The organism is Streptomyces sp. NBC_01314 (assembly GCF_041435215.1).
Lineage (GTDB): Bacteria > Actinomycetota > Actinomycetes > Streptomycetales > Streptomycetaceae > Streptomyces.
This window is the reverse complement of record NZ_CP108394.1, coordinates 5,365,802-5,379,421: the sequence shown is the minus strand read 5'-3', so window position 1 is coordinate 5,379,421 and position 13,620 is coordinate 5,365,802. Positions and strand designations below refer to the sequence as shown.

The window sequence follows — 13,620 nt, the reverse complement described above, 5'->3', positions numbered from 1 at the left end:
TGTCGCAGCAACGGTTCGACCCGACGGGAAGATCTGACCCGGAAAGTCCCGGAAACAACAAAGAGTGCTCGTCGACGGAAGGTCGAAGAGCACTCAGAAGCCTCTGGTAACCAAAACTGCCACTTCAGGTCAAGATAGCACAGCCCCGGGAGGTCCGGTGTGAGACGCAGGACACTCCCGGGCGAAAGTCTCCTGAGCTCCGGATTTCCGCCGCCGCGGCCCGCGCGTCCGAACGCCTACCCGGGAGGGGAGGGCGCATGCGTCGGCCCTGGAGCGCGGACGGCGGGGCGCGTCGCCGGGACTCAGCCGGCCGGCGGTGCGGGCGGGGGTGGCTGGTGCGGTGCCGGAGGCTGGGCGGACGGGTACGGCTGGGCGGGCGGGTACGGCTGGGCGCCGGGGGCGGCCTGCCAGGGCTGTGCGGGCCCCGGCGGCTGTGCGGCCGGGAACGCGGGCCGGGCGGGCCCGGGGAAGGCGCCGGTGGGGCGGCGGGTGGCGAGGACGGTGGTCACGGTCGCGCCGAGTGCCAGCAGAGAGGCGACGGTCAGCAGATAGAAGCCGGGGCCGAAGGTCGTGGTCCGGCCGTCCCCGTCCCACTGGGTGTCGTTGACCGCGTCCGTCAGCACCGTGAGCGTCGTGCCGAGAAGCAGCACCGCGCTCGCGACGCCGAGCGCGGGCCCCAGCGGGAGCCGGCGGCCGGTCAGGAGGAGTACGGCCGCGACGACGGCCAGCAGTCCGCCGAGGAGCAGCGGGACGCCGGAGAACTGCGTGACCTCGGTCGCCTTCCCGCCCACTTCCCAACTGGAGTAGGACCACGCTTTCGCGACGTTCTCGTAGACCGACTGCTTCTTGTCTCCCTCGCTGAGGTATTGCACCGACTTGTCCAGCGTGGTGAACGAGCCGCCGACGGCGAGGAGGGCTCCGAGGAGCAGCAGCGTGCCGGACACGCGGTCGGAGGCCGCCGCCGGGTCTCCCGGCGGGGCGGGCGCTCTGCCGTGACCGGCGGGCGGCGTGGTCGCGTAGGGATAGGGGCCCCCTTGCTGCGGGGGCGGAGCCGACCAGCCGGGCGCGGGCGCCGTCGGCTGGGGCGGAGGGGCGGGCTGACCCGCGTACGGGCCGGACTGTGTCGGTTCCGTCATTTTCCGATCATAGGGAGCGGAGATCGTGTGCATAAGGTGAAGTGCCCCTCAATGTGGGGGAGTTGGGCCTAAAGTGCTGGTCCACGCTCTCCGGTCCGGATATCGGATCGACGTACGTCATCTCGAAGCATCACTGTGCGACCAAAATTCGTTACTCTCCGGGCATGGCTCTCCTCGGTCGCCGGCGAAGTACGACCAGACTCGCTCCCGAACTCGACGACACCGACCTCGGGAAGGTGCGCAAGCGCCTTGTGGAGAGGGGGAGTTCGGGTGGTCGCAGTCTCGCGGTGGCCATGATCGAGCAGGTGCTGCGCGACTCCGGCCGGGACTGGGACCGCCGGGCCCACCGGTTGAGCGTGCTCGCGGAGTCTGCGTCACCGGCCCTGCAGCGCTCCTGGGCCGAGGAACAGCCGCAGGACGCGGACGCGCAACTGCTGTTCGCCTGGGGCGTCCTGCTGCGGGCGCGGTACGAGGAACAGCCGGTCCCGGGGGAGACCCGGGAAGCGCTCGACGCCTGCGAACAGGCCGCGCGGCTGCGGCCGGAGGACCCCACCCCCTGGGTGGTGCGTCTCGGTCTGCTGCGGTTGTGGCGCCGGCCGGGCGCGGAGGTCTTCCCGCTCTGGGACGAGATCGTCCGACGCGATCCCTGGCACCGCGAGGCCCACTTCCAGATGCTGGGCTATCTGTCGCCGTGGGAGTGCGGCTCGCACGCGCAGACCGTCGACTTCCTCGACCGGGTACGCGCGGGTGCGGCGCCCACGGCCCCGACGGCGGGCCTGGAGATGGCGGCCCTCATCGACCTCTACCAGGGCACCCTCGACCAGGGCGGCCTCGAAGCCCTCACCGCCGTCCACCTGTGGAGCCGCCCGAACGCGGTGGCGGCCCTGGGCCGCGCGCTGGAGGACTGGCCCCGCTCCGGGTATCTGACCCACGCGGCGGCCGTCGCCGACCTCAACCTGCTGGCGTACTCGCTGGTGCAGGCGAAGCGGGCCGGGGAGGCGGGCGAAGTGTTCCGCGCGATCGGCGGTCTGGTCACGGCGTACCCGTGGGCCCTGGAGAGCGGCGACCCCCTGCGGTCCTTCGGCGGCTGGCAGCAGCGCGCGACGAACTGACGGCCGGGACACCCGTGCGGGGGTGTTCCCGGCCGTAACTGTGTGCGGTGCTCCCTACCGCCTGCGGGGCGGACGGGCCAGCAGGGGCATCACCATGCCCGCCAGCAGCGCGCCCGGCACGACCAGCCCGAGCCAGACGGCCGTGGTGGTGTCCCCGCCGATGAGGGTGGTGAAGTTGGAGATGATCAGCCAGATGGCACCGGCGATGCCGCCGGCGCCCAGGGCCGGGGCGATCAGGGTGTTCCAGAGGCGGGTGTCGCCGGACCGCTCGTGGCGGAAGTACACGATGACCGACACGGAGGTCAACAAGTACAACAGCATGATCGCCAGTACGGCGAGACCGCTGAGCCAGGAGAAGAGGGTGAGGACGGGATCCTTGCCGGCCAGCGCGAAGGGGAAGACCAGCAGCGCGGCGACCCCGGTCTGCACGAGACCCGCGAGCCACGGCGACTGGCGGCCGTTGAGCGTGCTCAGCGCGCGCGGCAGCAGGCCCTCCCGGCCCAGGGAGAACAGATAGCGGTTGGCGGAGTTGTGGAAGGCCAGGATGCTGGCGAAGAGCGAGGTGGCCAGCAGGATCGGCAGCGCGTCCCCCGCCCACGCGCCCAGCTCCGCGGAGACCGGCGCGGCGACGAAGCCCGCCCCGTCCCCGGCCTCCAGAGCCTTGCCGGCGGCGGCCACGCTGGAGGACGGGCCGTGCGCCGAGATCAGCATCCAGGACGTGAAGGCGAAGAACACGGTGACGAGGACGACCGCGAGATAGGTGGCCCGGGGGACCGTCCTGTGCGGCTCGCGCGCCTCCTCGCCGTAGATCGCGGTCGCCTCGAAGCCGAACATCGACGCCACCGCGAACATCAGCGCCACACCGGGCGCGCCGTCCAGCGCCGCCGACAGGGAGAAGGAGGAGCCCATGGCCAGTCCTTCGGGGCCGCCGCCCTTGAGGAGCATCACCACGCCGAAGACCAGCAGCAGGCTGATCTCGGCCAGCACGAACACCGCGAGCACCTTGGCGCCCACGTCGACGCCGGTCGCGCCGAGCCCCTGCACGATCACCATCGTGCCGAGCGCGAACAGCCACCAGGGCACGTCCGTCTCCAGGTACTGCAGCGCCAGCCCGTTCATCACGGCGCCGAACAGGCCGTACACCGCCGCCTGGATGGCGTGGTAGGCGAGCAGCGCCACGCCCGCGCTGCCCGCGGCGGCCGTACCGCCGAGGCCCTTGCCGACGTACGAGTAGAAGGCGCCCGCGTCGACCACATGGCGGCCCATCGCGACGTAGCCGACGGAGAAGAGCAGGACGACCACTCCGGCCACGACGTACATCGCGGGGACGCCCGGGCCGTTGCCGATGGCTATGGCCACCGGCGCCGCTCCGGCTATGCCGGTGAGCGGTGCCTGCGCGGAGAGCACGAAGAAGAGGATGCCCAGGACGCCGAGCGCGTTCTGTTTGAGGGAGCCGGTGGACGCGTAACCGTCGCCGGCCGCGTGCCGCAATCTGGACGCACTTGTAGACATGCCTCACCTGTCGGGCGGAAGGGTAGATGTGGTTTCGGCTCAAACGAGCTGCCTCATGTTTGCCCCAACGCGCTTGCCTGGCAAGGGAGTGACACGTGTAGGGCCACACATTGTTTGGGTGCTTACGACGTTCCGTGTGCGCCCGGCCGACGCGCGAGGCCACCGCCGGGCCGCCGGGCCGCAGGGTCGGCCGTCAGTGCGGTCGGCGCAGGCCCGCGATGAGAAGGCCGGCCGGTCGGCGGGCGTCGTAGCGAGGGTCGTGCTCGGCGCCGATGCACAGGTTCCCGACGCCGCGCATCAGCTCGTAGGCCGTCAGGTCGGCGCGGATCTCGCCGGACTCGGCGGCGGCGTCCAGCAGGTCGGTGCAGACGGGCAGGAGCCGGTCCAGGAAGGAGGAGTGCAGGGCCTCGAAACCGGTGCTGTCGGACTGGCACTGCGCCGCCGCTGACCGCCGTCAGGGCGCCGGGGATCTGCCGGGTCGGCGCGTAGGGGAGGGGGCGGGTCGGGCGAGTTGGTGGCGGTGATGCCCGCATGGCGGTCGCGAAATAGAGTGAAGAGGGATGTAACCGGACATATTCAAGGTAGCGATGAGATTCTTGGTGGGTCGAGGGCTCGGGCGAGAGTGAGATGAGTGGTTATGGAGCGGCATGTCGTCGACGGACCGGGAACGGGTCCGGGCCCGGACGCGGACGCGGTCGGTGCGGCGATCACCGCGCGGGCCACCGTCGACGAACACGGCATCGTGACCGGCTGGAGCGCCGGCGCCGAACGCCTGCTCGGGTACACGCCGACACAGATCCTGACCCGGCCCGCTGCCTCACTGCTCGCCGAGGAACCCCCCGCGAGCAGCCTCCCGTCCTTCTCCGGTCTGCCGAGGTGGCACGGCACGCTCGTCCTCCGGCACCGGGACGGCCGCCGTCTGGAGGTCAAGGTCCTGGCGCATCACCGCACGTCGTACTGCGGGACCCGCGACTGGGTCCTGGTCTCGGCCCTGACGGGGACGCGGCCCCGGCCCGGCGACGACGCGCTCGCGCTGCACGGATTCCTCGACTCCCCGAGCTGCGCGACCTCGGTGCACGACACCGACCTGCGCTGGCGTCGGTCCAACCGGGCCTCCCTGGGCGCCGTGGGGCTGGGCGACGACGACCTGCGCGGGCTGCGGATGTCGGAGGCGGTCGACGACCCGGCCATGGAGGAGATCGAGCGGCTGATGCGGCGGACCCTGGACTCGGGCGAGCCGCAGTACATCGAGAACCACGCGCGGGCCCCCGGCGAGATCCGCGAGCACGCCTGGTCGGTCCACCTCTACCGGCTGGAGGACGAGAACGGCCGCGTCCTCGGTGTGGCCACCACCGGGCACGACATGACGGAGCAGTACTGGGCCCGCAAACGCCTCCAGCTGATCGCCGAGGCCGGCCGGCGTATCGGCAGCAGCCTCGACGTGACGCGGACGGCGCAGGAACTGGCGGACATCGCGGTCCCGGACCTCGCCGACTTCATCAGCGTGGACCTCCTGGCGTCCCTCGACGACCTGCACGGACCGTCCCCGCAGGCCCCGCCGGCCGGCCGTGCCCTCCCGCTGCGGCGCATCGCCCACCAGTCCGTGCTGCCGGGGAGCCCGGAGGCGGTCGTCGCGCCGGGCGAGGTGGACGAGTACCCGGACGGCTCGCCGCCGGTGGAGAGTCTGCGCTCGGGACGCGCCGTGCTGTACCAGGTGACCGAGCCCGCGATCGCCGACTGGGTGTCCCAGGACCCGCTGCGGACCTCCCGTATCCGCGATTTCGGGTTCCACTCGGCGATGACGGTTCCCCTGTCGGCACGCGGAACGACCCTGGGCGTCGCCGTCTTCGCCCGTCACCGGCATCCCGATCCCTTCCAGCAGGACGACCTCGTCCTCGCCGAGGAGCTGTCGGCCCGGGCGGCGGTCAGCATCGACAACGCCCTGCGCTACACGCGCGAACGCGGTACGGCCGTCACCCTGCAGCGCAGCCTGCTGCCGCAGAGCCTGCCCGAGCAGGCCGCGGTCGAGGTCGCCTCCCGCTACCTCCCGGCCGGCGCCGGCGCCGGGGTGGGCGGCGACTGGTTCGATGTGATCCCGCTGTCCGGGGCCAGGGTGGCGCTGGTCGTCGGCGACGTCGTCGGCCACGGCATCCACGCCTCCGCGACCATGGGCCGGCTGCGGACCGCCGTACGCACTCTCGCCGACATCGACCTGCCGCCGGACGAACTGCTCACCCACCTCGACGATCTCGTGGCCCGCCTGGCCACCGAGGCGGAGGCCGGCGCGGAGCCGGACGCCGGGGAAGGGATCGGTGCGGGAGGGACGGGTGCGGGGGGCCTGCCCGCGGGGGACGCGACCGCGGGGTTCGTCGGGGCGACGTGCCTGTACGCCGTGTACGACCCCGTCTCGCGCCGGTGCACGCTCGCCCGGGCGGGGCATCCGCTGCCGGTCGTGGTGAGCGCGGACGGCAGCGCCGAACTGCTCGACCTTCCGGCGGGCCCACCGCTGGGCCTGGGCGGACTGCCCTTCGAGTCACTGGAGACCGAACTGCCGGAGGGCGCCCTGCTCGCCCTCTACACCGACGGCCTGATCGAATCCCGGCACCACCGGACGGACGACGGGACGGACGACGGGGCCGACAGCGGCAGGGGCACCAGTACCGGCGGCGACCTCGGCAAGGGTGTCACCCCCGACATCGACGACGGCGTCACCCGGCTGCGTCAGGCCCTCGCCGCTCCCGCCACCTCCCTGGACGCGCTGTGCGACCGGGTCCTGGGCGCCGTACTGCCCGCACGGCCCACCGACGACGTGGCACTGCTCATCGCGCGCCCCCGCGCACTCGACCCCGACCGGGTCGCCACCTGGGACGTGACCCCCGCCCCCTCCGCCGTCGCCGAGGCCCGCAAGAACGCCCTCAGCCGACTGGAGAGCTGGGGTCTCAGCGACGCGGGCTTCGTCACCGAGCTGGTCGTCAGCGAACTGGTCACCAACGCCATCCGGCACGCCGATCCGCCCGTCCAGCTGCGGCTGATCCATGACACGAGCCTCATCTGCGAGGTCTCGGACGCCAGCAGCACGGCACCCCACATGCGCCGCGCCCGCACCTACGACGAAGGGGGCCGGGGTCTGCTCCTGGTCGCCCAGCTGACCGAGCGCTGGGGCACCCGCCCCACCCCCACGGGCAAGACGATCTGGACGGAACAGACCCTCGGACGACCCCTCGGATGATCCCTCGGACGACCCTTCGGCCGACCACCCGGTGGCCCTCGGGCTGCCTACGGCCTGTCCTGCTTCGGCCCGCTGAGGGTGTCGGCGGCATGCCGGGGGCCCTGCCCGGACGAGAACTGGCCGACGAGTTCACGGAAACAGACGAGGGCGGTGATCGGCGGAATCCCGACGATCGCCATGGCCAGCAGAGAACCCGGGGACTGGCCGATGCACAGGGCCACCGCCGTGCCGGAGCAGAGCAGCATGACCGCCCAGGACCGCCGGGCGGTGCGCTGCTGCACGGACGCCCGCAGGATGGACAGCCCCGCCAGGAGCCACGGCCCGTACACGGTCAGCGGCCACCAGCGCGCCAAATGCTCCGCCACGACCAGCAGTGCGATGCCGCGAAGCTGACCGTATGAATAAGAGACGGACCAATAAAGCATCGTCAGTGCGCACACGGCGATTGTCGTAATTAAGAAAACGACAGGGACGATCCTAGGGTTTTTGGAAAAGATGTGGGCGCCCGGACGTGGCCGTCGGCGGTCGACCGGGCGGCGCGGGCGGTCCCGGGCGTCCAGCAGGGGAGGGGCGGGGTCCGCGCTGTGCGTCATGTACGGCATGTGGATCAGCTCGTCGTTGGGGTCCCACACGCCGGACGAGGCCCTCGGGCCGGGGAGCCAGATGGGCTGCGTCTCGAGCGGGTGAGCCTCGCCAAAGTGTTGATCTACCGAATCATAATCGGTTCTCATTCTGAATCCTGTCCATTCGGGATCCGCTTTTCCGACCGGCTCGAGAGGAGTCGACACTTGATTTTGGGCATTGGGGAGAATAGCGATCGGTGGAGGTTTTCGCGAGTTTCGCAGCGCGGTGGATGGCCGGTGAAATGGTGAGGGTCGGCTAGGCGCCGAACGAGTGGGCTCGCCTCGACGCCTCCCGGGCGGGGCCCTCGGTCCGGGGCCCGAATGGTGACGTTGGCCCCCTGCTCCCTGCTCGGAAGAGGCGCCCCGACATGCGACGTGCCGCCTACCGCCGTCTGTTCGCGGCCGCACTGCTGGTGGCGTCCGTACTGGTCCCGATGGCGGTGACACCCGCCGCGGCCGTCGACACCGCGGCCGTCGACACCGCGCCCGTCCACACCGCAGCCGTCGACCGCTATGACAAGGCCGACCCGCACGACAAGGGGGAGTGCGCGCCTGGCGGGCTCGGCCGTCCGCTGACCGCCCGGCTGGACAGGGCCGTCGCGGACGTCCGCCGGGAGGCCGGCATCCCCGGCGTCGCCGTCGGGCTGTGGATGCCGGGCAAGGGTTGCTACGTCCGCGCGACCGGGGTCGCCGACACCGCCACCCGCAGGCGGATGACCACCGACCAGTTCATGCGGATCGGCAGCGAGACCAAGACCTTCACGGTCACCGCGCTGCTCGAACTCGTCGACGACCGCCGGATCCGGCTGGACGACCCGATCTCCCGCCACGTCCGCGGTGTGCCGAACGGTGACCGGATCACGCTGCGCCATCTCGCGGAGATGCGCAGCGGCCTGTTCCCCTACAGCGCCGACCCGGACTTCGTGCGGGCCCTGTCGAGCGACCCGAGCCGTTCGTTCGCCCCGCGGGAACTGCTCGCGTATGCCTTCCGGCACCCGAACGCATTTGCGCCGGGTGAGGAGTTCCAGTACTCCAACACCAACCTCGTCCTGCTCGGCCTGGGGGCCGGGGCGATCGTCTCGGACCTGCACGGCCTGCGCCGCTGGGCCAGGATCGTCGCCACCGGGACGCTGCTCAGCCCGCAGACCCGGCGCGAGCGGCTCAGGATGCTGCCGACCGGCTTCCCCGGCACCGGCTACTGGTGCTGCTGCTCAACACCGACGTCACCCACGACGGCCAGGAGCCGTCCTCGCTCCTCGCCCGCGCGATCACGGAGATCGTCACCCCAACAACGTCTACGACCGCCCGGCACCCCCGTGCTGACCGATATGTCGCGAATGGGTGCATGGGTCGATGCCGGTCGGATACCCGCTCGGCATGATGCGGACGTTGAAGCGACATGACAAGCGGCCGGAAGCCGGGCCGGACGCGGGGCCCAGCGCGGGGCCGGACGCAGGGCCGGACGAGCAGGTGGAGCGGAGGGCACCGGACAGTCCCACGGACCTGTCCGGGGGCGCCTGGCGATCGGTGCTGAAAGGCACCCTGAAGGAGTTCAAGAAGGACGAGCTGACCGACCGGGCGGCGGCGCTGACCTACTACGGGATCCTGGCCCTGTTCCCGGCGCTGCTGGCGCTCGTGTCCCTGCTGGGGATCGTCGGAAAGTCGGCGACGCAGGAGGTGCTGGACAACATCCAGAAACTCGCCCCCGGCGCCGCCCGGGACGTGTTGACCAACGCCGTCCAGCAGATGCAGGGCAACGCGGGGCTCGGCTCGGTCATGGCGATCGTGGCTCTGGCGCTCGCGGTGTGGTCGGCCTCCGGCTATGTCGCGGCGTTCATCAGGAGCGCGAACGCGGTGTACGACGTCCCCGAGGGGCGCCCGGTGTGGAAGGTGCTGCCGGTCCGGGTGGGCGTGACGGTGGCGCTGATGGTCATGGCCGTGATCAGCGCGCTGATCGTGGTGTTCACCGGCGGCCTCGCGCGGCAGGTGGGCACCGCGCTCGGGGTCGGCGACACGGCGCTCACCGTGTGGTCGATCGCGAAGTGGCCGGTGCTGGTGCTCCTGGTCACGATCATGATCGCGGTCCTCTACTGGGCCACCCCGAACGCGAAGGTCCGCGGCTTCCGCTGGATCACGCCGGGTAGTTTCCTCGCCCTGCTGATCTGGGTGATCGCCTCGGCCGGGTTCGCGTTCTACGTGGCGAACTTCGGCTCGTACAACAAGACGTACGGTGCCCTCGCCGGCGTGATCATCTTCCTGATCTGGCTGTGGATCACGAATCTCGCGATCCTCCTCGGCCTGGAGTTCGACGCGGAGCTCGCCCGTCGGCGGGCCGTCGAGGGCGGTCATCCCCCGCACGAGGAGCCGTACGTGCAACCGCGCGACACCCGGAAGTGGGACGAGGAGGACCGCCGCCGTCTCGGATCCTGAGGCGGCGGGGAGGGGGCGGGGGCAGACTTCGGCAGCGAGGAGACGCTGATGAAGGCCTCGAAGATCGCCTACAAGCCGGTCGGGCTGGCGCTGGGTGCCGTCAGCGGCGCGCTGGCCGGCGGGGTGTTCAAGCAGGTGTGGAAGAAGCTCGGGCATGACAAGGACGCCCCCGACGCCACCGACGAGGACCGCACCTGGCGCGAGGTCGTGTCGGCGGCCGTCCTGCAGGGCGCGATATTCGCCGGCGTCAAGGCCGTCGTCGACCGCGGCGGCGCCGTCGCGACCCGCCGCCTGGCCGGCACCTGGCCCGGCTGACCCGCCGCGAACGCCCTGCCCCGCCTCGGCGGAGGTCGGCGGGTGGTGGGTGGTGGGTGGTGGGTGGCGGGACACGCCGTCGGATGGGCTATCGGGCCGTTCGCGACATATCTAGTCATATCTTGCGGAATATGAAGAAATCGCATATTGCCTACATGGCGTGTATCGCGGCGCTCATCGGGGTGGGGCTCGGGGCCGCCCCGCCGGCTGTCGCCGACCATCGGACCCATGTGGTCTTTCCGGGCGAGTCGATCCAGAAGGCGGTGGACGCCGCGGCGGCGGGGGACCACGTGCTCGTGGCCTCCGGCACGTACCGCGAGAGCGTCAGGGTCAGCACACCCCGGCTCACCCTGCGCGGCATGGGCCCCCGCACGGTCATCGCACCGGCCGCGACGAAGGCCGCCGACGGCTGTGCCGACGGCAACGGCATCTGTGTGCTCGGGACCAAGGACCGCAAGGTCGAGGGCGTCACCGTCGCCGAACTGACCGTGACCGGCTTCACCGGGTCCGGGGTGTTCGCCGCGGACACCGACAGGCTGACCGTGCGGCACGTGACAGCCGAGAAGAACGGCGTGTGGGGCATCGCCCAGGAGCGTTCGGTGCGCGGAGCGTTCCGGAAGAACACCGCCCGCGCCAACGGTGACGCCGGCCTGTTCCTCGCGAACACCGTCAAGGCCGAGCAGGGCGCCACGGACAGCGGCGGCACCGTCGTCGCCCACAACCACCTGGAGGGCAACAGGATCGGCCTCACCGTCCGGCGCCTGCGGAACCTCACCGTCGCGGACAACCACCTCACCGGCAACTGCGTGGGCGCCTTCGTCGTGGGCGACGAGAACATGCCGAGGGCGGGCGCGCTGACCGTGCGCGACAACCTCATCGACCGGAACAACAAGTCCTGCCCGAAGACCGCGCGGCTGGACGCGCTGCAGGGCACCGGCATCGTGCTGACCGGCGCCGAGGACACCCTGGTGACCCGGAACCAGATCAGGGAGAACGTCGGCGCCTCCCCGCTGTCGGGCGGCATCGTCGTGTGGAAGAGCTTCGTGGGCACCACCAGCGAGCGGAACCGGATCACCGACAACGTGCTGGAGGGCAACGCCCCGGCGGACATCGTCAACACGGACACCGCGGGCAAGGGCAACACCTTCACGGGCAACACCTGCCGGGCGTCCAAGCCCGCGGGACTGTGCTGACCGGCCCTGGTCGCTCATGAACTCGAAGAAGAAAGGCGTCACATGACGACCGCTCAGACCCGACAGGCGGCATCCGCCGCCGCGACCCCGAAGGGTCAGGCCGCGCACGCGGCGCAGGGCACCCAGGCGTCCCCGCCACCCCCGCCACCCCCCATGCGGTTCAGGGAGCTCGTGTTCGGCGCGGCCTGTGCCGCCGCCCTCCGCGCGGCAGCCCGGCTGGGTGTCGCCGACGCCCTCGACGACACCCCGCTGGCCGCGGAGGACCTCGCGGCGGCGGTGAAGGCCGAACCGAAGCCGCTGCGACGGCTGTTGCGGGCCCTGTCCTGCTACGGCGTCTTCACCGAACGGCCGGACGGGACGTTCGCGCACACCGACATGTCCCGGCTGCTGCGCGAGGACGACCCGCACAGCCTGCGCGCCATCGCCCTGTGGTGCACCGAGCCGTGGACCTGGGACGCCTGGCCGAAGCTGGACGAGGCCGTGCGGTCCGGTCACAACGTGGTCGAGGACCTGTACGGCAAGGAGTTCTTCGTCTACCTCAACGAGGACGCCCCGGAGTCGGCCGACGTCTTCAACCGCGCCATGACGACGTCGAGTGTGCAGTCCGCGCGGGACGTCGCCGAGTTCCTCGACCTGTCGGGGAGTTCGTCCGTCGCCGACATCGGCGGCGGTCAGGGGCATGTGGTGGCGAGCCTCATGGAGAAGCACCCGTCGCTGCGAGGCACCCTGCTCGACCTGCCGCGCGTGGTCGAGAACGCCGACCCGCGACTGCTGCCGGGCGGCGCGCTCGCGGACCGCGTGCGCGTCGTCCCCGGCGACTGCCGCGAGGCCGTCCCGGTCCGAGCCGACGCGTACGTCATCAAGAACATCCTGGAGTGGGACGACGACAGCACGGCCCGGCTGCTGCGCAACGTCATCGGGGCCGGCGGCCCCGGGACACGGGTCGTGGTCATCGAGAACCTCGTCGACGACACGCCCTCGATGCGGTTCAGCACCGCCATGGACCTGCTGCTGCTCCTCAACGTCGGAGGGGCCAAGCACACCACCGAGAGCATGACCCGCAGGCTGACGGACGCGGGGCTGGTCATCGACGACGTACGCCCGGTCAACGCCTACCTGCACGCGTTCGACTGCCACGTGCCCGGGTGATCGCACGGGCCGCCGGGCACGCGCTCCGCACGTGCCCGGCGGCCCGACGACGGTGGGTTCAGGAGCGGCCGTCCCGCTCCCAGCGGTAGAAGCAGTTCGCCATCGCGTCCTTCGGCGAACGCCAGGTCGCCGGGTCGTACGCGGTGACGTACGCCGACAGCCGTTCGCTGATGTCCCGGAACTCGGGGTGCCCGGCCATCTTCGCGATGGCGGGTCCGGGGTCCCGCTCGGACTCGATGAGGTGGATGTACACGTCGTCGAACTGGAAGAGGCTGCGCCGGGCCACCCCCACGAGCTGGGGCAGCTCGCCCCGGTCCGACTCCTCGAACACCTTGGCGATGTCCAGGGCCGACTCCGGGGCCATGCGGGCGACGATCAGGGATTGGTGCATGGGGTGTCGTTCTCCGTCCGCTTCTCTGTGCCGCTCGGTCGGTCGGCGCTCAGTCGGTCAGGTCCGGCGCGGCACCACGCTCGGCGGCGGCCTTCTCGATGCGGTCCCGGATCAGGGCCATCTGGACCTTGGAGTTCCGGTTGATGTTGGCCGTCATCCAGTCGTCGTCGACCGGCGCGTCCGGCTTCATCGCGAAGTCCTGCGTCCACATCATCCGGGTGCCGCCGGGTACCTTCTCGTACTCCCACAGGATGTTCATGTAGGCGAAGGGCCCGGTCTCGACGCGGCGGGCCTCCACGCTGAGCGTGTCGCGGTCCGTCTCCCGTTCCGAGACCCAGCTCCACACCTTGCCGTTCTCGTCGGGGTGCATGGTCAGCCGGAACGTGACCCTGTTTCCCTCCTCGGAGAGGATCTCGGCGGTGGCGTACTCGCTGAACAGCCGGGGCCAGTTCGCGACGTCGTTGGTCATGTCCCAGACCAGGTCGACCGGAGCGCTGATGGTGATCTCGTTCTGCGTGTGCCCGGCCATC

At 71.2% G+C, this 13,620-nt stretch carries 11 protein-coding genes and 2 pseudogenes; 7 read left to right on the top strand and 6 right to left on the bottom strand.

Annotated features, from left to right (window positions below):
• Positions 1-302: 302 nt before the first annotated feature.
• Complete coding sequence (locus OG622_RS23590) at positions 303-1,136, bottom strand: hypothetical protein (protein WP_371578615.1); 834 nt, start codon at positions 1,134-1,136, stop codon at positions 303-305.
• Between the two features lie 164 nt (positions 1,137-1,300).
• On the opposite strand from OG622_RS23590, the gene OG622_RS23585 reads away from it, so the two are divergent.
• Positions 1,301-2,248: a hypothetical protein gene (locus OG622_RS23585; protein ID WP_371578614.1), complete on the top strand. Its 948-nt coding sequence runs from the start codon at positions 1,301-1,303 to the stop codon at positions 2,246-2,248.
• A gap of 54 nt (positions 2,249-2,302) precedes the next feature.
• Here OG622_RS23585 and OG622_RS23580 read toward each other — a convergent pair whose 3' ends face one another.
• Positions 2,303-3,760 carry an APC family permease gene (locus tag OG622_RS23580; RefSeq protein ID WP_371578613.1) on the bottom strand — a complete coding sequence of 486 codons (1,458 nt, stop codon included), beginning with the start codon at positions 3,758-3,760 and terminating at the stop codon, positions 2,303-2,305.
• Between the two features lie 193 nt (positions 3,761-3,953).
• Positions 3,954-4,202 (bottom strand): annotated as a pseudogene (locus OG622_RS23575) (TetR family transcriptional regulator); the annotation flags it as partial.
• Between the two features lie 195 nt (positions 4,203-4,397).
• Between OG622_RS23575 and OG622_RS23570 the strand changes: the two are divergent.
• Positions 4,398-6,989, top strand: a complete 2,592-nt coding sequence (locus OG622_RS23570) for a SpoIIE family protein phosphatase (RefSeq protein ID WP_371578612.1) — start codon at positions 4,398-4,400, stop codon at positions 6,987-6,989.
• Between the two features lie 47 nt (positions 6,990-7,036).
• On the opposite strand, the gene OG622_RS23565 is transcribed toward OG622_RS23570, so the two are convergent.
• Entirely contained in the window at positions 7,037-7,582 is a 546-nt protein-coding gene (locus tag OG622_RS23565; protein ID WP_371584187.1) for a DUF2637 domain-containing protein, read from the bottom strand.
• Positions 7,583-7,980: 398 nt separating this feature from the next.
• Here OG622_RS23565 and OG622_RS23560 point away from each other — a divergent pair.
• The 5 genes and pseudogenes from OG622_RS23560 (at position 7,981) to OG622_RS23540 (ending at position 12,699) form a co-directional block, all read left to right on the top strand.
• A pseudogene (locus OG622_RS23560) lies at positions 7,981-8,935 on the top strand (serine hydrolase domain-containing protein).
• Between the two features lie 54 nt (positions 8,936-8,989).
• Complete coding sequence (locus tag OG622_RS23555; RefSeq protein WP_371584186.1) at positions 8,990-10,042, top strand: YihY/virulence factor BrkB family protein; 1,053 nt, start codon at positions 8,990-8,992, stop codon at positions 10,040-10,042.
• 48 nt (positions 10,043-10,090) lie between these two features.
• Positions 10,091-10,357: a DUF4235 domain-containing protein gene (locus OG622_RS23550; RefSeq protein WP_371578611.1), complete on the top strand. Its 267-nt coding sequence runs from the start codon at positions 10,091-10,093 to the stop codon at positions 10,355-10,357.
• Between the two features lie 131 nt (positions 10,358-10,488).
• Positions 10,489-11,550, top strand: coding sequence for a nitrous oxide reductase family maturation protein NosD (locus OG622_RS23545; RefSeq protein ID WP_371578610.1), 1,062 nt, complete (start codon positions 10,489-10,491; stop codon positions 11,548-11,550).
• 153 nt (positions 11,551-11,703) lie between these two features.
• Positions 11,704-12,699, top strand: a complete 996-nt coding sequence (locus OG622_RS23540; protein ID WP_371584185.1) for a methyltransferase — start codon at positions 11,704-11,706, stop codon at positions 12,697-12,699.
• Positions 12,700-12,757: 58 nt separating this feature from the next.
• Here the strand turns inward: OG622_RS23540 and OG622_RS23535 are convergent, their stop codons facing one another.
• Positions 12,758-13,090: a TcmI family type II polyketide cyclase gene (locus OG622_RS23535; protein ID WP_371578609.1), complete on the bottom strand. Its 333-nt coding sequence runs from the start codon at positions 13,088-13,090 to the stop codon at positions 12,758-12,760.
• A gap of 49 nt (positions 13,091-13,139) precedes the next feature.
• Complete coding sequence (locus tag OG622_RS23530) at positions 13,140-13,619, bottom strand: SRPBCC family protein (protein WP_371578608.1); 480 nt, start codon at positions 13,617-13,619, stop codon at positions 13,140-13,142.
• Position 13,620 lies beyond the last annotated feature (1 nt).

Excerpts from the sequence above, each read along its gene's own strand:
- OG622_RS23570 (WP_371578612.1), top strand. The coding sequence starts at position 4,398 with ATGGAGCGGCATGTCGTCGACGGACCGGGAACGGGTCCGGGCCCGGAC.
- OG622_RS23585 (WP_371578614.1), top strand. The coding sequence starts at position 1,301 with ATGGCTCTCCTCGGTCGCCGGCGAAGTACGACCAGACTCGCTCCCGAA.
- OG622_RS23565 (WP_371584187.1), bottom strand. The coding sequence starts at position 7,582 with ATGACGCACAGCGCGGACCCCGCCCCTCCCCTGCTGGACGCCCGGGAC.
- OG622_RS23545 (WP_371578610.1), top strand. The coding sequence starts at position 10,489 with ATGAAGAAATCGCATATTGCCTACATGGCGTGTATCGCGGCGCTCATC.
- OG622_RS23535 (WP_371578609.1), bottom strand. The coding sequence starts at position 13,090 with ATGCACCAATCCCTGATCGTCGCCCGCATGGCCCCGGAGTCGGCCCTG.
- OG622_RS23540 (WP_371584185.1), top strand. The coding sequence starts at position 11,704 with ATGCGGTTCAGGGAGCTCGTGTTCGGCGCGGCCTGTGCCGCCGCCCTC.
- OG622_RS23590 (WP_371578615.1), bottom strand. The coding sequence starts at position 1,136 with ATGACGGAACCGACACAGTCCGGCCCGTACGCGGGTCAGCCCGCCCCT.
- OG622_RS23580 (WP_371578613.1), bottom strand. The coding sequence starts at position 3,760 with ATGTCTACAAGTGCGTCCAGATTGCGGCACGCGGCCGGCGACGGTTAC.
- OG622_RS23555 (WP_371584186.1), top strand. The coding sequence starts at position 8,990 with ATGATGCGGACGTTGAAGCGACATGACAAGCGGCCGGAAGCCGGGCCG.
- OG622_RS23530 (WP_371578608.1), bottom strand. The coding sequence starts at position 13,619 with ATGGCCGGGCACACGCAGAACGAGATCACCATCAGCGCTCCGGTCGAC.
- OG622_RS23550 (WP_371578611.1), top strand. The coding sequence starts at position 10,091 with ATGAAGGCCTCGAAGATCGCCTACAAGCCGGTCGGGCTGGCGCTGGGT.